At 72.0% G+C, this 18,707-nt stretch carries 18 protein-coding genes; 7 read left to right on the top strand and 11 right to left on the bottom strand.

Annotated elements, in window-relative coordinates; translation table 11 throughout:
• Nucleotides 1–101 precede the first annotated feature (101 nt).
• The 4 genes from EAO73_RS07555 to EAO73_RS07540 form a co-directional block, all read right to left on the bottom strand.
• Nucleotides 102–1,577 (bottom strand): GntP family permease, encoded by a 1,476-nt coding sequence (locus EAO73_RS07555; protein WP_147970637.1) that lies wholly within the window; start codon nt 1,575–1,577, stop codon nt 102–104.
• A 107-nt stretch (nt 1,578–1,684) separates the two neighbouring features.
• On the bottom strand, nt 1,685–2,095 hold the full coding sequence (locus tag EAO73_RS07550; protein WP_018100981.1) for a RidA family protein: 411 nt from the start codon (nt 2,093–2,095) through the stop codon (nt 1,685–1,687).
• Nucleotides 2,096–2,101: 6 nt separating this feature from the next.
• Nucleotides 2,102–2,860: an IclR family transcriptional regulator gene (locus EAO73_RS07545; protein ID WP_147970636.1), complete on the bottom strand. Its 759-nt coding sequence runs from the start codon at nt 2,858–2,860 to the stop codon at nt 2,102–2,104.
• Nucleotides 2,857–3,915: a sugar kinase gene (locus EAO73_RS07540; protein WP_147970635.1), complete on the bottom strand. Its 1,059-nt coding sequence runs from the start codon at nt 3,913–3,915 to the stop codon at nt 2,857–2,859. Before EAO73_RS07540 ends, EAO73_RS07545 begins: the two co-directional genes overlap by 4 nt.
• Nucleotides 3,916–4,065: 150 nt before the next feature.
• Between EAO73_RS07540 and EAO73_RS07535 the strand changes: the two genes are divergently transcribed.
• The 3 genes from EAO73_RS07535 to EAO73_RS07525 all read left to right on the top strand — a co-directional run bounded on the left by EAO73_RS07535 (nt 4,066) and on the right by EAO73_RS07525 (nt 7,985).
• The gene (locus tag EAO73_RS07535; RefSeq protein ID WP_147970634.1) at nt 4,066–5,355 is read left to right on the top strand and encodes an amino acid deaminase; all 1,290 of its coding nucleotides are present in this window, start codon (nt 4,066–4,068) and stop codon (nt 5,353–5,355) included.
• Between the two features lie 122 nt (nt 5,356–5,477).
• On the top strand, nt 5,478–7,088 hold the full coding sequence (locus EAO73_RS07530) for an N-acyl-D-amino-acid deacylase family protein (protein ID WP_147970633.1): 1,611 nt from the start codon (nt 5,478–5,480) through the stop codon (nt 7,086–7,088).
• Between the two features lie 33 nt (nt 7,089–7,121).
• Nucleotides 7,122–7,985, top strand: coding sequence for a DUF1206 domain-containing protein (locus tag EAO73_RS07525; protein ID WP_191133963.1), 864 nt, complete (start codon nt 7,122–7,124; stop codon nt 7,983–7,985).
• Between the two features lie 62 nt (nt 7,986–8,047).
• Here the strand turns inward: EAO73_RS07525 and EAO73_RS07520 are convergent, their stop codons facing one another.
• The 5 genes from EAO73_RS07520 to EAO73_RS07500 form a co-directional block, all read right to left on the bottom strand.
• On the bottom strand, nt 8,048–8,947 hold the full coding sequence (locus tag EAO73_RS07520) for a S1 family peptidase (RefSeq protein WP_147970632.1): 900 nt from the start codon (nt 8,945–8,947) through the stop codon (nt 8,048–8,050).
• 126 nt (nt 8,948–9,073) lie between these two features.
• Nucleotides 9,074–9,733 carry a response regulator gene (locus EAO73_RS07515; protein ID WP_147970631.1) on the bottom strand — a complete coding sequence of 220 codons (660 nt, stop codon included), beginning with the start codon at nt 9,731–9,733 and terminating at the stop codon, nt 9,074–9,076.
• Nucleotides 9,730–10,857 (bottom strand): sensor histidine kinase, encoded by a 1,128-nt coding sequence (locus EAO73_RS07510; protein WP_147971440.1) that lies wholly within the window; start codon nt 10,855–10,857, stop codon nt 9,730–9,732. Before EAO73_RS07510 ends, EAO73_RS07515 begins: the two co-directional genes overlap by 4 nt.
• Nucleotides 10,858–10,916: 59 nt before the next feature.
• Entirely contained in the window at nt 10,917–11,756 is an 840-nt protein-coding gene (locus tag EAO73_RS07505) for a CPBP family intramembrane glutamic endopeptidase (RefSeq protein WP_191133962.1), read from the bottom strand.
• 126 nt (nt 11,757–11,882) lie between these two features.
• The gene (locus EAO73_RS07500; protein WP_147970630.1) at nt 11,883–12,218 is read right to left on the bottom strand and encodes a hypothetical protein; all 336 of its coding nucleotides are present in this window, start codon (nt 12,216–12,218) and stop codon (nt 11,883–11,885) included.
• Nucleotides 12,219–12,361: 143 nt separating this feature from the next.
• Here EAO73_RS07500 and EAO73_RS07495 point away from each other — a divergent pair, with 143 nt between their 5' ends.
• The 3 genes from EAO73_RS07495 (at nt 12,362) to EAO73_RS07485 (ending at nt 15,124) form a co-directional block, all read left to right on the top strand.
• Nucleotides 12,362–13,198, top strand: coding sequence for an arylamine N-acetyltransferase family protein (locus tag EAO73_RS07495; RefSeq protein WP_147970629.1), 837 nt, complete (start codon nt 12,362–12,364; stop codon nt 13,196–13,198).
• Between the two features lie 223 nt (nt 13,199–13,421).
• On the top strand, nt 13,422–14,633 hold the full coding sequence (locus EAO73_RS07490; protein WP_018519074.1) for a pyridoxal phosphate-dependent aminotransferase: 1,212 nt from the start codon (nt 13,422–13,424) through the stop codon (nt 14,631–14,633).
• Between the two features lie 92 nt (nt 14,634–14,725).
• On the top strand, nt 14,726–15,124 hold the full coding sequence (locus EAO73_RS07485; protein ID WP_147970628.1) for a hypothetical protein: 399 nt from the start codon (nt 14,726–14,728) through the stop codon (nt 15,122–15,124).
• 96 nt (nt 15,125–15,220) lie between these two features.
• Here EAO73_RS07485 and EAO73_RS07480 read toward each other — a convergent pair whose 3' ends face one another.
• Nucleotides 15,221–15,736 carry a hypothetical protein gene (locus EAO73_RS07480; protein ID WP_224756199.1) on the bottom strand — a complete coding sequence of 172 codons (516 nt, stop codon included), beginning with the start codon at nt 15,734–15,736 and terminating at the stop codon, nt 15,221–15,223.
• A 174-nt stretch (nt 15,737–15,910) separates the two neighbouring features.
• Nucleotides 15,911–17,737 (bottom strand): phosphoenolpyruvate carboxykinase (GTP), encoded by a 1,827-nt coding sequence (locus EAO73_RS07475; RefSeq protein WP_147970627.1) that lies wholly within the window; start codon nt 17,735–17,737, stop codon nt 15,911–15,913.
• Nucleotides 17,738–17,966: 229 nt separating this feature from the next.
• Here EAO73_RS07475 and trhA point away from each other — a divergent pair, with 229 nt between their 5' ends.
• Nucleotides 17,967–18,665, top strand: coding sequence for a PAQR family membrane homeostasis protein TrhA (gene trhA / locus EAO73_RS07470; protein WP_147970626.1), 699 nt, complete (start codon nt 17,967–17,969; stop codon nt 18,663–18,665).
• The last annotated feature ends 42 nt before the right edge of the window (nt 18,666–18,707 follow it).

Here is an 18,707-nt window from a genome sequence, read left to right as displayed (position 1 = left end):
CGACGACAACGCCGGGGGGCCCTCCCTGCTCGAGCGAAGCCGAGAGCTCGGGGGAGTGCGTGCCACGCCCCGCGAGCCCAGCATGATCCGAACGAAAGGCCCTAGATCACCAGGCTGAGCAGCGCGGCGACGACGAATCCGGCGACGGACAGGACGGTTTCGAGCACGGTCCAGGACTTCAGGGTGTCGCGTTCGGAGATGCCGAAGTACTTCGACACCATCCAGAAGCCGCCGTCGTTGACGTGCGAGGCGATGATCGAGCCGGCCGAGATCGCCATGATGATCAGCGCGAGGTGGGCCTGCGAGAAGCCCTGGTTCTCCACGAGCGGGACCACGATGCCGGCGGTGGTGACGATGGCGACGGTCGCCGAGCCCTGGGCGACGCGCAGCACGGCCGAGATCAGCCAGGCGAGCAGGATGACGGGCAGTCCGACGTCGTTGAAGGTGTCGGCGAGCGCGTCCGCGATGCCGCTGCCCTTGAGGACGGCGCCGAAGATGCCGCCCGCGCCGACGACGAGCAGGATGTTGCCGACCGGCTTCAGCGAGGAAGTGGAAACGGATTCCAGGGACTTGCGGGACCAGCCGCGCCGGATGCCGAGCAGGTAGTACGCGAGCAGCAGCGCGATCGTCAGCGCGACGAAGGGGTTCCCGAAGAACTCGATGACCGAGCGGCCCGTCGAGGGGTCCATCGCGATCGAGGAGAACGTGGCGGCGAGGATCAGCACCAGCGGGGTGCCGATGATGGCCAGCACGGTGGAGAGCGCGACGGGGGCCTCGTGCGGGGTGACCCCGGCGGCCCGCTGTTCGGCGACGACGGCGGCCTTGGCCTCCTCGGCGGCCTCCACCATGTCCTGCGGGACGTCCACGAAGATCCGCTTGCCGATCCAGGCGGCGTAGCCCCAGGCGGCGAGCACGGACGGGATGCCGACGAGGGCGCCCATCAGGATGACCCAGCCGAGCGAGACGTGGAAGAGCCCTGCGGCGGCGACCGGGCCGGGGTGCGGGGGCAGGAACGCGTGGGTCATGGAGAGCCCCGCGAGCAGCGGCATGGAGTACAGCAGGATCGATTTGCCGGACCGCTTGGCGGCGGCGTAGACGATCGGCGCGAGGACGAAGATGCCGACGTCGAAGAAGACCGGGATACCGAAGATCAGGCCGGTCAGGCCCATCGCGAGCGGGGCGCGCTTCTCGCCGAAGAGCCGCAGCAGCCGGGCGCTCAGCACCTCGGCGCCGCCGGAGACCTCCAGGATCGCGCCGAGCATCGTGCCGAGGCCGATGATGATCGCGACATGGCCGAGGATGCCGCCCATGCCGGATTCGATGACGGAGACGGCGGCGGACTTCTGCACGGTGCCGAAGAGTTCGGTCACCGAGAGCCCCGCGCCCAGGCCGACGGCTATGGAGACCGCGAGCAGCGCGACGAACGGCTGGAGCCTGACCTTGATGATCAGGAAGAGGAGAAGCGCGATACCGAGGGCGGCGACGGTCAGCAGACCGGCTGTGCCGTCGATCAGGAGGAGGAGTCCACCGGTGTGGGGTGGCGTCTCGGGCGGGGTGGGGCCTGCGGCGAGCTGCATGGGTAACTCCGTTGTTCGTCCATGTTCTTGGGCAGGGGGGACCGCGGCACGGCGCCATGGAGGTGCGCGCCGTGCCGGGCGGGGTGGCGGGGGTTACGGGGATGGGCTCAGCCCAGGACGGCGAGGGCGTCGATCTCGATGAGCAGGCCCTTGGGGAGGCCGACGTAGACCGTGGTGCGCGCGGCCGGCGCCTCCTTGAGGTTCTGCTCGGCGAAGTACGCGTTGTAGATCTCGTTCATCTCGGCGAAGTGGTCCACGTCCGTGAGGTAGACGCGCATCATCATCACGTCGTCCCAGCTCGCGCCGCCCTCCTCCAGGATCGCCTTGACGTTGGCGAAGGTCTGGAGGGTCTGCTCGCGCAGGGTGGGGCCGGCCGGGGTGGGCGCCTGGCCCTCCACGGCGGGCAGGAAGCCGACCTGGCCGGCGACCTGGAGGATGTTGCCCTTGCGCACGCCGTGCGAGAACTTCGCCGGCGGGGTGGTGTGGGTGCTGGGGGTGAGCGCGGTCTTGTCGGTCATGGCGGATCAGGCTTTCTTGGGTCGGTTGCTGCCGGAGTACTCCCGGCTGATGGTGTCGGCGGTGCGACGGACCAGGGGGAGCAGGGTGAGGAGTTCCTCGGCCGTGACGACCACGTTCGGCGCGGAGACCGACATCGCGGCGACGACGCGCCCGTCGGCACCGCGGATGGGGGCGCCGACACAGTTGATGGACTCCTCGTGGCCGCCGAGGTCGGTGGCCCAGCCCTGTTCGCGTACGGCGGCGAGCTCCTTGAGGAACGCGGCGGCGCCGGGCGTCGAACGGGACGTGTACATGGGGTAGTCGAGCTTCTCCGCGATGGCCCGCCGCTCGCCCTCGCTCAGGTCGGCGAGCAGCAGCTTGGCCACGGCGGCGACGGTGATCGCCACGGGCTTGCCGATCCGCGAGTACATGCGGACCGGGTAGCGGCTCTCGACCTTGTCGATGTAGAGGACCTCGTTCTCCTCGTACACGGCGAGATGGACGGTGTGCCCGCAGTTCTCGTTCAGCTCGACGAGGTGCGGATGGGCGATCTCGCGTACGTCGAGGTTCTCGACGGCCTCCTGCGCGAGCGCGAACAGCCGGGCGCCGAGGCGGTAGCGCTGGTCCTGCTGGCGGTAGACGAGCCCGTGCTCGTGGAGCGTACGGAGCAGGCGCAGCGCGGTGGACTTGTGGACGCCGAGCCGCTCGGCGACCTGCCCGAGGTCGGCGGGCCCCTGCGCGAGGAGCGGCAGGATGCTGAGCGCCCGGTCGACGGTCTGACTCATGTCGTACGTACCTCCGTGTCGTCCCCCGTCCAGCCGGGGCCGAGACGCAGTCTCCCCCACGCGTCGTCGTCCAGGGCCGCGAGCCGGTCCGCGCGCTCGCGGGCGGGGGGCTCGGTGAGGTCACCGGGGACGGTGAGGACGGCGGCGGCCATGAGGTGGCCGTGGCGGGCGCGGTCGCGGACGGGCAGTCCGCGGAGGGTGGCGGAGAGGAACCCGGCGGCGAAGGCGTCGCCGGCGCCTACGGGGGCGACGACGTCGACGCGGAGCGCGGGGACATGGGTGACCTCTTCGGCCCCGCCGGCGTTTGAGGCGCGGGGTCCGGGGCGGAGACCCGGTTCATGGGAGAACATCGTCACCCCGTCGGCACCCCGCTTCACCACGACCACCCCCGGCTCCGGCAGCGCCTCCCGAATCGCCGCCGCGCCCACGACCCCCCACGCCGACTCCGCCTCGTCCTCCCCCACGAACACCACATCCGCTCGCCGCGCCAGCTCCAGCAGCACCCCGGCCGACTCCCCGCGCCACAACCCCGGCCGGTAGTTCACGTCGAACGAGATCAAGGGCCGCCCCACCCGCGGAGCGGTCAGCTCGTGGAGCAGCGCCAGGCAGTCCGCCGACAGGGCGGCCGTGATGCCGGAGAGGTGCAGGATCCGCCCGGCGGGCAGCCCGTCGGCCGGCACGGTGGCGGGCGACATCGCGGAGGCCGCGGACCCGGCCCGGTAGTACGCCACCTCGTGGACGTCCGTGGCCCGGTCCGTGGCCGTACGGAAGTAGATGCCCGTCGGCCGCGAGGGATCGCGCCGCACGAAGGAGGTGTCCACCCCGTACGCGGCGACCGCCTCCACGAGGTGGTCGCCGAAGCCGTCCGCGCCGACCCGGCTCACCCAGGCCGCCCGGTGCCCGGCCGCCGCGAGCGCGCAGGCCACGTTGGACTCGGCGCCGCCGATCCCCCGGGCGAAGGACGGCACGTCGGCGAGGCGTCCGGGCCGCGAGGGCAGGAACGTCACCATGGACTCACCGAGGCACACGACGTCGGCGGGCGTGGTTCCGGACACGCGGGGCTCCTCAGCAGTCGGGCGGCGGCACCGGCACTCACCATTGACCGGGCGTCGGCTCGGATGTTAGACAGCCCTGAGCGATATACGCAATGGGTGTTGCATATGTTGCAATCACATCGCTGACCGGATCCGGACCGAGGAGACCCCATGGCCGCCGCGCACCACGTGACCGCTCTCGCCGACGAACCGGTCGACCACCGGTTCAAGGGCCTCCCGCCCGACGCCGAGGGCCTGACCGTCGGTGCCCTGGCCGCCGAGCGCCGCAACCTCTTCGACGGCGGTTTCACCACCCCCGTGCTCGCCCTGTCCGCCGAGAACGTGGAGCACAACCTCGCACTCCTGGAGACGTACGCCGAGCGCCACGGCCTCGCGTTCGCCCCGCACGGCAAGACCTCGATGTCCCCGCAGCTGTTCGCCCGCCAGCTGGAGCACGGCGCGTGGGGCATCACGGCGGCCGTCCCCCACCAGGCGCGCGTCTACCGCGCGTTCGGGATCGGGCGGATCTTCCTCGCCAACGAACTGGTGGACGCCGCCGCGCTGCGCTGGCTGGCGGGCGAGCTGGACGCCGACCCGGACTTCTCCTTCGTCTGTTACGTGGACTCCGTGCGCGGGGTCGAGCTGATGGACGAGGCCCTGCGGGCGGCGGGCGCCTCCCGCCCGGTCGACGTGGTGGTGGAGCTGGGCGCGGGCGAGGGCGCGCGCACCGGCGCCCGGACCGAGGCGGACTGCGTGGCCGTGGCCGACGCGGTGGCCGGGACGGCGACCCTGCGCCTGGCCGGCGTGGCGGGCTACGAGGGCGAGGTGCCGGAGGCGTCCGGCGACCGGGTCCGCGCCTGGCTGCGCCGGCTGGTCGCGCTGGCCGCCGACTTCGACGCGGCGGGCCGCTTCGGCGCGCTGGGGGCCGGCGAGCCCATCGTGATCAGCGCCGGCGGCAGCGCGTGGTTCGACGCGGTGGCGGACGTGTTCGCCGAGATCCCCGAGCTCTCCGCCCCCGTACTCAAGCTGCTGCGCTCGGGGGCGTACGTCTCGCACGACGACGGGCACTACCGCCACCTCACCCCGTTCAACCGGGTGCCCGAGGAGGGCGCGCTGCAGCCCGCCTTCCGGCTGTGGGCCCAGGTGGTGTCGCGCCCGTCGGCCGGGCAGGCGTTCCTCAACGCGGGCAAGCGGGACGCGGCGTACGACCTGGACCTGCCCGAGGCGCAGGTCGTGCGCTCGGGCCGGGACGGCTCGGTGCGCCCGGCCGAGGGGATCACCGTGACCGGCCTCTCCGACCAGCACACCTGGGTCCGCACGGACGAGGGCACGCGCCTTGAGGTCGGGGACTGGGTGGGGATGGGCCTGTCCCACCCGTGCACGAGCTTCGACAAGTGGCAGCTGATCCCCCTCGTCGAGGCGGACGGCACGGTCACGGACTTCGTCCGCACGTTCTTCTGATCCGCGTTCCCAGCGGCGTTTCAAGCCCCTCCGGCTTCTGATCACTTCAAGCCCCTCCGGCGATGTGAGGAGCGGGGGTCCGGGGGCGGAGCCCCCGCTCCCCGGACCCCCGAAAGGCACCCATGGACCTCGTCATCCGCGACGCGGCCGTCATCGACGGCACCGCCACCCCCTCCTACCGCGCCGACGTGGCCGTCACCGACGGCCGCATCACGGAGATCCACCGCGAGGACTCCCCCGGCCCCCGCCCCACGGGGAAGCGCACCGTGGACGCCGGCGGCCTCGCCCTGTCCCCCGGCTTCATCGACATGCACGCCCACAGCGACCTCGCGCTGCTCCGCGACCCGGACCACAGCGCGAAGGCCGCCCAGGGCGTCACGCTGGAGGTCCTGGGCCAGGACGGCCTGTCGTACGCCCCCGTGGACGACCGCACGCTCGCCCAGGTCCGCCGCTCCATCTCCGGGTGGAACGGCGACGGCGAGGACATCGACTTCGACTGGCGGACTGTCGGCGGCTATCTGGACCGGCTCGACCGCCAGGGCATCGCGGTCAACGCCGCCTATCTCATCCCGCAGGGCACGGTCCGGATGTACGCGGTGGGCTGGGACGACCGCCCCGCGACCGACGCCGAACTGGACCGGATGCGGCAACTCGTCGACCAGGGCATGCGCGAGGGCGCCGTCGGCATGTCCTCGGGCCTCACCTACACCCCCGGCATGTACGCGGACGACGCCGAACTCACCGCGCTCTGCCGGGTGGTGGCCGCGCACGGCGGCTACTACTGCCCGCACCACCGGTCGTACGGCGCCGGGGCGCTGGAGGCGTACGAGGAGATGGTGCGGCTCACCCGCAGCGCGGGCTGTTCCCTGCACCTGGCCCACGCCACCATGAACTTCGGGGTCAACGAGGGCCGCGCCCCCGATCTGCTCGCCCTCCTGGACGACGCGCTCGACGCGGGCGCCGACATCTCCCTCGACACCTACCCGTACACCCCGGGCTGCACGACCCTGGTGGCCATGCTGCCCAGCTGGGCGAGCGAGGGCGGCCCCGAGGCGGTCCTGGCCCGGCTGGCCGACGCGGACACGGCAGCGCGCATCCGCCACGACCTGGAGATCACCGGGTCGGACGGCTGCCACGGGGTGCCGATCGAGTGGGACACCATCGAGATCTCCGGCACCGGCGCCCCCGCCCTCGCCGGGTACGTCGGCCGTACGGTGGCCGAGTCGGCGGAGCTGCGGGGCGAGGAGCCCTGGGTGACCGCGCGGCGGCTGCTGATGGAGGACCGGCTCGGGACGACGATCCTCCAGCACGTGGGCCACGAGGAGAACGTCCGGCAGATCATGCGCCACCGCGTGCACACCGGCGGCAGCGACGGCATCCTCCAGGGCGACAAGCCGCACCCCCGCGCGTACGGCACCTTTCCCCACTACCTGGGCCGCTACGCACGCGAACTGGGCATCCTCTCCCTGGAGGAGTGCGTCGCCCACCTCACCTCCCGCCCGGCGGCCCGGCTGCGGCTCCCGGACCGGGGGCTCGTACGCGAGGGCTACCGCGCCGACCTGGTCCTCTTCGACCCGGCGACGGTGGCGGCGGGTTCGACGTTCGAGGAGCCGCGCGTCCTGCCGACGGGCATCCCGCACGTGCTGATCGACGGCCGCTTCGTGATCGAGGACGGCAGGCGTACGCAGGTGCTGGCGGGCCGTTCGGTGCGCTCGGCGGCCGGCACGGCGTAGTTTCCCGGGCCGTCGCCAGGGCAACCGGGTGTCATGAATATCTCTGCGACAGCCTCGAAGGGCCAGGGAAAGGCCCGGCAGGCGGGAAACAGCACCGCCGTGGAAGCGGCCGGCCGCGCGGGCTTCGTGGCACGCGGGGTCATCTACTTCCTCGTCGGCCTCCTCGCCCTGCGCATCGCGTTCAACGGCGGCGACAGTGACGGCAAGGGCGGCGGCGGGAAGCAGGCGGACCGGGGCGGGGCACTCGCGGAGATCGCGCAGAAGCCCTTCGGCCACGTCCTGCTGTGGGTCCTGGGCATCGCACTCGTGGGCATGGCCCTGTGGCGGCTGTCCGAGGCGGCCTTCGGCGCGGCGGGCCCGGACGGGCACAAGGCGACCAAGCGGCTGGCCTCCGGCGGGCGGGCCGTCTTCTACGGCTTCGTCGCCTACTCGGTGCTGTCGTTCGCGGCCGGCGACAAGGGCAGCGGCAGCGGCAAGGGCGACGCCCGCTCGCAGGACGTCACGGCCCGGGTGCTGGATCTGCCGGGCGGGCGCTGGCTGGTGGGCGCGGCCGGTGTGGGCATCGCCTGTGCGGGCCTGTGGATCGCGGGCCGGGCGGCGCTGCGGAAGTTCCACAAGCACCTGCGGATGGACGACATGTCCCCGGCCGTGCGGCGGGCCGTGGACACCACCGGGATCTTCGGCGGTGTCAGCCGGGGCCTGGTCTTCGCGGTCGCCGGAGGTTTCGCGGTGTCGGCGGCGGTGAAGGCGCGTTCCGGCGAGGCCAAGGGCATGGACGACACCCTGCGGTCCTTCAGCGCGACCCCGGCCGGCCCGTGGCTGTTGGGCCTCATAGCCGTCGGCCTGGTCGCCTTCGGCATCTTCTCCCTCGCCAACGCGCGGTGGCGCAGGATCTGAACCGTGCGGCGCACCACAAGGGGCGGGGCCCGCCGGCCCCGCCCCTTCTCACGTTCCCCGGATCACGGCTTGGGCAGCGCACACCCCGCGCGGTTCAGGTCGAAGACGTTGCCGGTGCCGATGCACGCGGCGATGCCATAGGTCTCCTGGGCGTAGTTGATGCCCTGGCGGACCGTCACCTGCCCGCTCTCGTCGACCTCGCACGGGTTGTTGTCCGTGCAGCGCTGGCCGTCCTCGTTGCCGGTGTTGTTGACGGCGACGACCTTGCCGGTGGCGTTGTCGATCACCGGCGAGCCGGAGGTGCCGCCGATGGTCTGGCAGGCGGAGGTGTAGCGGACCGAGTCCTTCCAGGTCCAGTCGCCCTCCTTGAGGCGGTAGACGAACCCGTCGACGTTGCAGCTGTACAGACGCTTCCAGTACCCGGACGCGACGGTGATCGCGGTGCCCGCGACGGGGTGCGTGGTGCTCAGCTCCAGTGCCTTGATGCCGTAGCGGCTCTCGATCTGGGCGTACGTGGAGGTCAGCTGGTACACCGAGATGTCGGTGTCCGTCATCGTCCCGTACGCGATCTTGCTCGCCCGGACCGTGCCGACGCCGCTGCCCGACGCGTTGAGCAGGGTGAAGCTGCGGCTGGACGAGCGGTTGAACACCACCGCGCCGGGGGCCGGGAAGCCGGTCTCCAGGCAGTGCCCGTTGGACAGCACCAGAGCGGGGTCACCCGGCTGCGAGGCGGGCGTGCGGACGACCGAGCCGGAGCAGTTGCTGAGCGCCACGGTCCCGGCGAAGTTGACCGCCTTGGCCCGTATCGCCTTCTCGGCCTTGACCGCGGTGTGACCGGACGGAGCCGCAGCCCCGACCGTGCCGGCCGGTGCCGCGCCGTGGCTCGTGGCCGCGGTCGCGGGTGCGATGCCGGCTCCGAGGAGCAGCACCGCGAAGAGCGCACCGACGAGAGGCTTTTTCATGTGGGGGTCCCCTCTTGAAACGGAACAGAGCACGACAGGCCTCTGCGACCGAAGTTCCTTCGGTTTGACATGCGCATGTTGGCGTACGAAGAGGGGGCGCACAAGGGGCGGATTCCGGCCGCTCGTTCAGGTCACCAGGCCCTGGCGGTAGGCGTAGACGACGGCTTGGACGCGGTCGCGGAGCCCGAGCTTGGCGAGGATGCGCGAGACGAACGTCTTCACGGTCTCCTGACTGATCAGGAGCGCGGCCGCGATCTCGCTGTTGGAGAAGCCGTCCGCGATGAGGCGCAGGACCTCCAGCTCGCGCGGGGTCAGCGGGATGTCGCGGGAGGTGTCCCCGGTCGGGCGGATCCGGGCGGCGTACCGGCCGACCAGCCGGCGCGTGACCTCGGGATCGATCAGCGCCTGGCCCGTGTGCACGGTCCGGATGCCGTGCAGCAGCCGGTCGGGCGGGGCGTCCTTGAGCAGGAACCCGCTCGCCCCGGCCCTCAGCGCCTCGTACACGTACTCGTCCAGGTTGAAGGTGGTCACCACAAGCACCTTGGCGGGCCGCTCCACACCCGCCCCGGCCAGCCGGCGGGTCGCCTCGATGCCGTCGAGCTCCGGCATGCGGATGTCCATCACCACCACGTCCGGTTGCAGCCGTCCGGCCATCTCGACGGCGGTCCGCCCGTCCCCGCACTCGCCCGCCACCTCCAGGTCGGGCTGGGCGTCGATGATCGTGGCGAGGCCGGTGCGGACGAGCACCTGGTCGTCACAGACGAGGACCCGGACCGGTGCGGTCACCGCGCGCTCCCCGAGGGTATGCGGGCCCGGACGACGAAGCCGCCGTCCGGTCCGGGCTCCGCGCTGAACTCGCCGCCGAGGACGCCGACCCGCTCACGCAGCCCGGCCAGCCCCCGCCCGCTGCCCGCGGGCACCTCGGCGCGCCCGCCGGAACCGTCCGTGCCGACCTGCACGGCGATCTCCCTTCCCCCGTGCCGCACGCGCACCGAAGTCCGGCCGCCGTGGGCGTGCTTGAGGGCGTTCGTCAGGGCCTCCTGCACCACACGGTAGGCCACGAGATCGGCGCTCCCGGCGGACTCGGCCGGGGAGCCCTCCTCGCTGAAGTCCACGTCCTGCCCCGCCCGCCGCGCCTGCTCGACCAGGCCCCGGATGCGGCCGGCGGACGGCTCCCGGGCCCCGGCGCCGTGGCCCGGGTCGAGCAGGTCGAGCAGGTGGCGCAGGTCGTTGACGGCCCGCCGCCCGGTGTCGGTGACGCTGCTCAGAGCGCCGTCGAGCCGGTCGGGCGCTGCGGTCAGATAGCGGGCCGCCTCGGCCTGGACGATCATCGCCGTCACGTGATGGGTCACCACGTCGTGCAACTCCCGCGCGATCCGGGCCCGTTCGGCGTTACGGCTCTCCTCCGCGACCCGGATCCGCCGGTCGGCCTCGGCGGCCCGGGTGGCGCGCAGCCAGGCTCCGAAGCCCCAGACGAGGGCCAGCACCAGGTAAAACGTCAGGAACTCGTCCACCGGCTCCGTGCCGTACCAGTGCAGGGCGAAGGCCAGCGGCAGGTAGGCGGCGGTCAGGGCGAGCGCGACGGCACGGCGGTGGCGGCCCAGATGGGCCCCCGCGCTCAGCACCGCGAAGGGCAGCGCGGTCCCGGCGACCAAGTGGTAGCCGCCCAGTTGGTCGACGGCGAAGCCCAGTGAGACCAGGGCCAGGCAGATCACCGGCCACCGCCGCCGCAGGGCGAGCGACAGGCTCTCCAGCACGGCGGCCACCGCGGCCGTCGCGTCGAACGGACGCTCCGCCACGGCGCCCAGCTGCGTCCCGTGCCGGTGAAAGGCCGGAATGAGCGACAGGACGAGGAGCAGCAGCCCGAACGGCAGGTCGCGGACGACGGGGTCGAGCCGCTGCCACCGCACCGGCGTACGGAACGCGGTGCCGGACCGCCGCCACCGGGCCGCCAGACCCCGAAGAATGATCACCGGGGAACTGTAGTGGCGGCCGGGGCCGGCGCGGTACGACGGCCGCCACGGGGCACCAGATTGCCCCGCCGGCGCGCCGGCCACAGGAAACCGAGCGTCATGAGGACCCCGAACAGCACCGCGTACACACTCGCCTCCGGCCCGAAGTTGCCGCCGGTGACCAGCTCGGAGCCGGTGGCCGTCGAGTCCAGAAGCCCCCGCGAGGCGCCGTTGCCCGAGACCTCCGAGCCGTAGATTCCCGCCGCGGCGAAGTTCCAGGCGAAGTGCAGGCCGATGGGCAGCCACAGGCTGCGGGTGGCGGCGTACGCGGCGCCGAGCATGCCGCCCGCCTCGATCGCGATGGCGAGCGCGCCCCACAGGTTCGCGTCCGGGTTGGCCAGGTGCATCAGCCCGAACAGCAACCCGGTCGACGTCAGCGCGATCCAGGTCCCGGCGCGCTCCTCGACGATCCGGAACAGCACGCCGCGGAAGACCACTTCCTCGGTGACGGCGGCAGCGGCCATGAAGCCGACGAACCCGGCCGCTCCCGTGACCGACCCCAGGCCGTTGACCTCGTAGTCCCCGAGGAGGGCGAGGTTCGCGATGACCGCCGTGAACAGCACCGCCCCGATGAGCGCACCGCGCCCCAGGGCCGCCGACGCGCCCTCCCGGGCCAGCTCGGTGACGGGGCGGCGCTCGGTGCGCCCCACCACCCACCGGTAGACGACGACGGCGAGCACCGCCGTCACCAGGCCGGTCACGAGCGTGAGCCACGGATTGCCGTCCACCGCGCTGACGCACTGACCGCCGATCGCCCAGACCGCCACGACGGCGAGAAGTTGCCACACCACTCTCATGAGTCCCCCTCAGACGCGCCCGCGGCGACCTGCCGCGGCTGCCCCTGAACGCTATGAACGTCCGGCGCCGAAAGCGTCACCGCTGGGGGGACACTTGCGCGTAGCTCGCACGGGGGACAACACGCCCTAGGGTTTCGCCGACGGCACCGCCGCCGCCTCCCGCGACAGCTGCACGGCCTGCCGCAGGCTCAGCCCCGGCTCGGCCTGCCGCAGCGCCTTCACGGCCGCCACGGAGTCGAGGGGCCCCTGGTACCCGCCCGCCGTGATCCTGCGAGCCGCCCACCGCCCGCGCAGCTCCGCGTCCGCCGCCCCGGTCCGCGCCTCGGCCAGCGCGAGGGCCCGTTCCAGGCCGGGGCGCACCTCGTCCGTCGCCCGCGCCAGCTCGTCCCGCAGCGCGGCCACCACGGCGTCCGCGTCCCGCACCACGATCACGGCCATGTCCTTCTTCCCGTTTCCGATCATGTTCCGACCCTCCCCCGGAGCGCCCCGTCGCATCCGGCTGTTGAGCTGCTTCAGAGGTACGGGGGGACCAGGACCGGCGGACGAGGACCACCCCGCCCCGGGGCGGAGGCGGCGGACGGCCGCTCCCGCATACCGTCGGGGACATGACCAGCGACGCCGCTCACACCCTCGACCTCGACGCCTATCTCACCCGGATCGGATACGACGGGGACCGCCGCCCCACCGCGGCCGTGCTGCGTTCCGTGCACCGGGCGCACGCGCTGGCCGTCACGTTCGAGAATCTGGACCCCGTCCTCGGCAGCGTGCCCTCGCTCGACCTCGCCGATCTGGAGGCCAAGATCGTCCGCGGGGGCCGGGGCGGCTACTGCTACGAGCAGAACACCCTGTTCGCCGCCGCGCTCCGGGCGCTCGGCTTCGGCGTCACCCTGCTCGCCGCCCGCGTGGTCCTCGGCGCGGCCCCCGGTGACGTCCGGCCGCGCACCCACATGCTCATGGAGGTCCGGGTGGCGGGCGAGCCGGACCCGTACCTCGCGGACGTCGGCTTCGGCGGGTCCGGCGCGCTGCTGGAGCCCATCGCCCTGGTCCCGGACGCGGAGCTGCGCGACACCCCGCGCCACCACCGGCTCGTCCGGCTGCCGCACGACGGGCCGCTGGACCTGTGGGAGCTGCGGGCCCGGACGCGGGACGGGCAGTGGGCGGGGCAGTACGCGTTCACCCGGGAACCCTTCGAGGCGCCGGACTACGAGGTCATCAACTGGCACATCGCGACCAACCCGCGCTCGCCGTTCTCCCGGCTGCTGTACGTACAGCGCACCACCCGGACCGCCCACCTGTCGCTCTCCGGCCGCACCCTCGTGGTGACGCCGCACGACGGCAGCGCCCGGCGCGAACGGGAGCTGGCGGACACCGACGAGGTGGCGCGCGTACTGGCGGAGGACTTCGCGCTGCGTCTGCCGGAGGGCGTGCGGCTTCCCGGGTGAGCGGCGCACACCACTCCGTGGCGTATCTCACCCGTCCCCGTCCGTCACAGCGCCGCGCCACCCCATTCCAAGCCGCGCGCCTTCCGCGACCGGCGTTCCCACGGTTCGCGGGAGGCGGGCGCATGGCGATGAAAGCCCGCACGGGCGTGCGCCCCTACCCGGGGGGACCAACCGGCGGGCAAAGGCCGGGCGACCCGTGAAACACAGTCGTAAGCTCGCTGACATGCAGGTCATCCAGTCCACGAAGCTCGCCAACGTCTGCTACGAGATCCGCGGCCCCGTGCTCGAGGAGGCGATGCGGCTGGAGGCGGCCGGGCATCGCATCCTCAAGCTGAACACCGGCAACCCCGCCGCGTTCGGCTTCGAGTGCCCGCCCGAGATCCTTGAGGACATCCTGCGCAACCTCTCCGGGGCGCACGGCTACGGTGACGCGAAGGGGCTGCTGTCCGCGCGCCGGGCGGTGATGCAGCACTACCAGACCAAGGGCATCGACCTGGACGTCGAGGACGTCTACCTGGGCAACGGTGTCTCCGAGCTGATCCAGATGTCGATGCAGGCGCTGCTCGACGACGGCGACGAGGTGCTGGTCCCGGCCCCGGACTACCCGCTGTGGACGGCCTCGGTCTCGCTGGCCGGCGGCACCGCCGTGCACTACCGCTGCGACGAGCAGTCCGACTGGATGCCCGACCTCGCCGACATCGAGCGCAAGATCACCGACCGCACCAAGGCCATGGTGATCATCAACCCGAACAACCCGACGGGCGCCGTCTACGACGACGAGATGCTGCGCGGGCTGACGGAGATCGCCCGCCGGCACAACCTGGTCGTCTGCTCCGACGAGATCTACGACCGCATCCTGTACGACGGCGCCACGCACACGCCCACCGCGACGATCGCCCCCGACCTGATGGTGCTCACCTTCAACGGGCTGTCCAAGAACTACCGCGTGGCCGGGTACCGCTCCGGCTGGATGGCAGTCTGTGGGCCCAAGGCGCACGCCTCCTCGTACATCGAGGGGCTGACGATCCTGGCCAACATGCGGCTGTGCGCCAACATGCCCTCGCAGCACGCCGTCGCCACGGCGCTCGGCGGCCGGCAGTCGATCAACGACCTGGTGCTGCCGGGCGGCCGCATCCTGGAGCAGCGCGACGCGGCGTACGACCTGCTGACGCAGATCCCGGGCGTGACCTGCGTGAAGCCGAAGGGGGCGCTGTACCTCTTCCCGCGGCTCGACCCCAAGGTGTACAAGATCAAGGACGACCGCCAGATGGTCCTGGACCTGCTGCGGGCCGAGAAGATCATGGTGGTGCAGGGCACGGGCTTCAACTGGCCGGATCCCGACCACTTCCGCGTGGTGACGCTGCCCTCGACGGAGGACCTGACGGACGCGATCGGCCGGATCGCCCGCTTCCTGGACGGCTACAGCCAGGTGTAGCGGGATCAGCGGCCCACCTTTTCTCGAAGATGGATAACTTTAGACTCGATCCAAGCTAGGATGGTTCCCACAGCATCACCAGGAGGCCATCCATGTACGAACCGATCCGCACCAAATCGGTCCACACACCGGCCGACCACGCCGGCGACTTCCCGCACCGCACCCGCGAGGAGGAGCTGGACACCCAGCTCGCCGGACACCTGGCCGCCCTGCTCGCGGTCACCGACGAGCTGGGCCTCGGCGAGGCGGGCGACCGTATCGCCGGGCAGGTCGCCCGGTTGCGCGGCGCCCCGCCGGTCCGGCACGCCGGACTGAGCGACGCGCCCGCCGCCGCCCTCCACCGCCGCGCCCACGCCCTCGCGGGCCGGGCCCTGGTGGTGGCGGCCTCCCGCGCCGACACGGCCGTCGCGATCCTGTCGGCCGAGCGGATGGACGCCCACACCGAGGCGCTCTCGGCCGACGCCCGCACGCCGCTGGTCGGCGCCCACTGACGGCCCCGGTCCACGCGCCGCAGAAGCGCGTGGACCGGGTGCCACCCATGTGCGTGCGGGACACGTGTACGCCGGCCGCGGGCCCCGGACCGCGATTCAGGGCGTGGCCGACGCCGAGGCCAGTGCGGTCGACAGGAACGTCACGTCGGCGACCTCGCACACGGGCCGCCCCCACACCGCGACCGGCCCGACGACCCGCTCCGACGCCGTGGCACCGACCGCCAGGTCCTTCACGACCACCGTGCGCTTCCCGGCGGCCACGCCCTTCCCGGCGTACGCACCCTTCCCGCCCCCGGCCGCGCGGTCCCGGAAGGCGAGGTACACGGTGTAGCTCCCGGACCGCGCCGCCCGGCTCGTGACCCGTACCCCGGCGACGGGGCGGCGCGTCTTCGCGTCCAGCCGGCAGGAGGAGACGGTGACGTCCTCGTACGCGAAGCGCAGGTTCTCGTGCATCGCGCCGGACGCGGAGAAGAAGCCCACCACGGCGAGGATCGGCAGCAGCACCACGGCCGAGCCCGTCACCGCGATCAGAACCACCGCCCAGCGCGGCATCGACCGGGGCAGGAGCGGCGGGCCTGCCTGCGAGTCGTTCGGATACGGCGGATACTCCATGCCGGCCCCCTCCGCCCGCGCGCCCGGACGGCGCGACCGGCACAACCGTACGGTCGCGGCGATCACTTCCGGGGTTCCGGGGAGTCACAACCAGACTACGAGCAGGGCGTGTTGAGCGACGACGACGGCCCCCGAAGCACGCTCGGGGGCCGTCGTCGTACCGCAAGGGGAGGCTCAGCCCAGGCGTTCCACCAGCGCGCGGTACTCGTCCCACAGCTCCTTCGGCGTGTGGTCGCCGAAGGTGTTGAGGTGCTCGGGGACCAGCGCCGCCTCCTCGCGCCAGACCTCCTTGTCGACCTTCAGCAGGAAGTCGAGGTCCGCCTCGGAGAGGTCCAGGCCCTCGGTGTCGATGGAACCCTTCGCGGGAAGGATGCCGATCGGCGTCTCGACGCCCTCCGCCTTCCCCTCCAGGCGCTCCACGATCCACTTCAGGACGCGGCTGTTCTCGCCGAAGCCGGGCCATACGAACTTGCCCGCGTCGTTCTTGCGGAACCAGTTCACGTAGTAGATCTTCGGCAGCTTCGACTGGTCCGGCTTGTCCGCGCCGACCTTGAGCCAGTGGCCCATGTAGTCGCCCATGTTGTAGCCGCAGAACGGCAGCATGGCGAACGGGTCGCGGCGCAGCTCGCCGACTTTGCCCTCGGCGGCGGCGGTCTTCTCGGAGGCGACGTTGGCGCCGAGGAAGACACCGTGCTGCCAGTTGAGGGACTCGGTGACCAGCGGGACGGCCGAGGCGCGGCGGCCGCCGAAGAGGATGGCCGAGATCGGCACGCCCTTCGGGTCCTCCCACTCGGGCGCGATGATCGGGCACTGCCCGGCCGGGACGGTGAAGCGGGCGTTGGGGTGGGCGGCGGGCGTGCCGGACGCGGGCGTCCAGTCGTTGCCCTTCCAGTCCGTGAGGTGCGCCGGCGGCTCCTCGGTCATGCCCTCCCACCAGACGTCGCCGTCGTCGGTGAGCGCGACGTTGGTGAAGACGGAGTTGCCCCACATCGTCTTCATGGCGTTGGCGTTGGTGTGCTCGCCGGTGCCGGGCGCGACGCCGAAGAAGCCGGCCTCCGGGTTGATCGCGTACAGCCGGCCGTCCTCGCCGAACCGCATCCACGCGATGTCGTCGCCGATGGTCTCGACGGTCCAGCCGGAGATCGTGGGCTCCAGCATGGCGAGGTTGGTCTTGCCGCAGGCGGAGGGGAAGGCTGCCGCCACGTACTTCGACTCACCGCGCGGCGGCGTGAGCTTCAGGATCAGCATGTGCTCCGCGAGCCAGCCCTCGTCGCGCGCCATGACGGAGGCGATGCGCAGCGCGTAGCACTTCTTGCCGAGCAGCGCGTTGCCGCCGTAGCCGGAGCCGTACGACCAGATCTCGCGGTCCTCCGGGAAGTGCGAGATGTACTTGGTCTCGTTGCAGGGCCAGGGGACGTCCTCCTGGCCCTCCGCCAGGGGGGCGCCCAGCGTGTGGACGGCCTTGACGAAGAAGCCGTCGGACCCAAGCTCGTCGAGCACGGCCTGTCCCATGCGCGTCATGGTGCGCATCGAGACGGCGACGTACGCGGAGTCCGTGATCTCGACGCCGATGGCGGACAGCGGCGAGCCGAGCGGGCCCATGCAGAAGGGCACGACGTACATGGTCCGGCCACGCATCGAGCCGCGGAAGACGCCCTGCTCGCCCACGAAGATCTCCCGCATCTCGGCGGGGTCCTTCCAGTGGTTCGTCGGGCCGGCGTCCTCCTCCTTCTGGGAGCAGATGAACGTACGGGTCTCGACGCGGGCGACGTCGCTGGGGTCGGAGGCCGCGTAGTAGGAGTTCGGGCGCTTGATCTCGTCGAGCTTGGTGAAGGTGCCCTTGGCGACGAGCTCCCCGCACAGGCGCTCGTACTCGGCCTCGGAACCGTCGCACCAGACCACCCGGTCCGGTTCGGTGAGTGCTGCGATCTCGTCCACCCAGGAGATCAGCTCCTGGTGGTGGGTGGGAACAGTGAGGGGAGCCGCGATGTCGCGCGCCACGATCGCTCCTTGATGAGGGTGTATTTCGGTTGGTGCCTTGTGCCCCGTGGGGGCTGCGACCCGGATGCGTGTACCCCTTCGAATTCCCTTTGGCGCTCATCCGGTGCCGACCGCACTCATTTGATCATCCGACCCTTGCGCCCATATGTCCAGAGGGCCGCCCATGTGAGCATCAGCACTCGGTCCGGCCCATATCCGCTACCTACGGGGGCGTAGGTACGATGCGGGAATGACTGCTGCCGCCGCCGCACCCGACAATGCGGGCCCCCGTCCGGCCCCTCTCGCCGACGTCCCGCTGAAGCCACGGATGCGAGGCTGGCTGCACGCCGGGATGTTCCCCGCCGTCGTCATAGCGGGCATCGTGCTCGTCGCCCTCTCGGACAGCACCCGGGGCCGGATCGCCTGCGCGGTCTACGTCCTGACGGCGTGCCTGCTCTTCGGCGTGAGCGCGGTCTACCACCGCGGTACGTGGGGGCCGCGCGGCGAGGCCGTCCTGCGCCGGCTCGACCACGCCAACATCTTCCTGATCATCGCGGGTACCTACACCCCGCTCACCCTGCTCCTGCTCCCGGAGTCCACCGGCACCCCGCTCCTGTGGGCGGTCTGGGCGGCGGCGCTGGCGGGCATAGCGTTCCGGGTCTTCTGGGTCGGCGCCCCGCGCTGGCTGTACACCCCCTGCTACATCGCGATGGGCTGGGCGGCGGTCTTCTTCCTGCCGGACTTCATGCGGGCCGGCGGGATCGCGGTGCTGGTCCTGGTCGTCGTCGGCGGTGTCCTCTACAGCGCGGGCGGCGTCATCTACGGCATCAAGCGGCCGAACCCCTCCCCGCGCTGGTTCGGCTTCCACGAGGTCTTCCACTCGCTGACGCTGGCCGCCTTCGTGGTGCACTACGTGGGCATCTCGCTGGTGGCGTACAACCACAGCTGACGCGGCCGGGGCGGGTGCCCGACAATGGGCCCATGGCCGCCC

Origin of the sequence: Streptomyces sp. col6, assembly GCF_008042035.1 — a bacterium.
In the GTDB taxonomy this organism is placed as follows: Bacteria; Actinomycetota; Actinomycetes; order Streptomycetales; family Streptomycetaceae; genus Streptomyces.
Note: the sequence above shows the minus strand (reverse complement) of the source record. Positions and strands in the feature narration are given on the sequence as shown.

Bases quoted from the DNA above. Each gene is read 5' to 3' on its own strand.
- EAO73_RS07520 (WP_147970632.1), bottom strand. From the start codon at position 8,947: ATGAAAAAGCCTCTCGTCGGTGCGCTCTTCGCGGTGCTGCTCCTCGGA.
- EAO73_RS07550 (WP_018100981.1), bottom strand. From the start codon at position 2,095: ATGACCGACAAGACCGCGCTCACCCCCAGCACCCACACCACCCCGCCG.
- EAO73_RS07535 (WP_147970634.1), top strand. From the start codon at position 4,066: ATGGCCGCCGCGCACCACGTGACCGCTCTCGCCGACGAACCGGTCGAC.
- EAO73_RS07490 (WP_018519074.1), top strand. From the start codon at position 13,422: ATGCAGGTCATCCAGTCCACGAAGCTCGCCAACGTCTGCTACGAGATC.
- EAO73_RS07555 (WP_147970637.1), bottom strand. From the start codon at position 1,577: ATGCAGCTCGCCGCAGGCCCCACCCCGCCCGAGACGCCACCCCACACC.
- EAO73_RS07495 (WP_147970629.1), top strand. From the start codon at position 12,362: ATGACCAGCGACGCCGCTCACACCCTCGACCTCGACGCCTATCTCACC.
- EAO73_RS07530 (WP_147970633.1), top strand. From the start codon at position 5,478: ATGGACCTCGTCATCCGCGACGCGGCCGTCATCGACGGCACCGCCACC.
- EAO73_RS07500 (WP_147970630.1), bottom strand. From the start codon at position 12,218: ATGATCGGAAACGGGAAGAAGGACATGGCCGTGATCGTGGTGCGGGAC.
- EAO73_RS07545 (WP_147970636.1), bottom strand. From the start codon at position 2,860: ATGAGTCAGACCGTCGACCGGGCGCTCAGCATCCTGCCGCTCCTCGCG.
- EAO73_RS07485 (WP_147970628.1), top strand. From the start codon at position 14,726: ATGTACGAACCGATCCGCACCAAATCGGTCCACACACCGGCCGACCAC.
- EAO73_RS07525 (WP_191133963.1), top strand. From the start codon at position 7,122: ATGAATATCTCTGCGACAGCCTCGAAGGGCCAGGGAAAGGCCCGGCAG.
- EAO73_RS07480 (WP_224756199.1), bottom strand. From the start codon at position 15,736: ATGGAGTATCCGCCGTATCCGAACGACTCGCAGGCAGGCCCGCCGCTC.
- EAO73_RS07505 (WP_191133962.1), bottom strand. From the start codon at position 11,756: ATGAGAGTGGTGTGGCAACTTCTCGCCGTCGTGGCGGTCTGGGCGATC.
- trhA (WP_147970626.1), top strand. From the start codon at position 17,967: ATGACTGCTGCCGCCGCCGCACCCGACAATGCGGGCCCCCGTCCGGCC.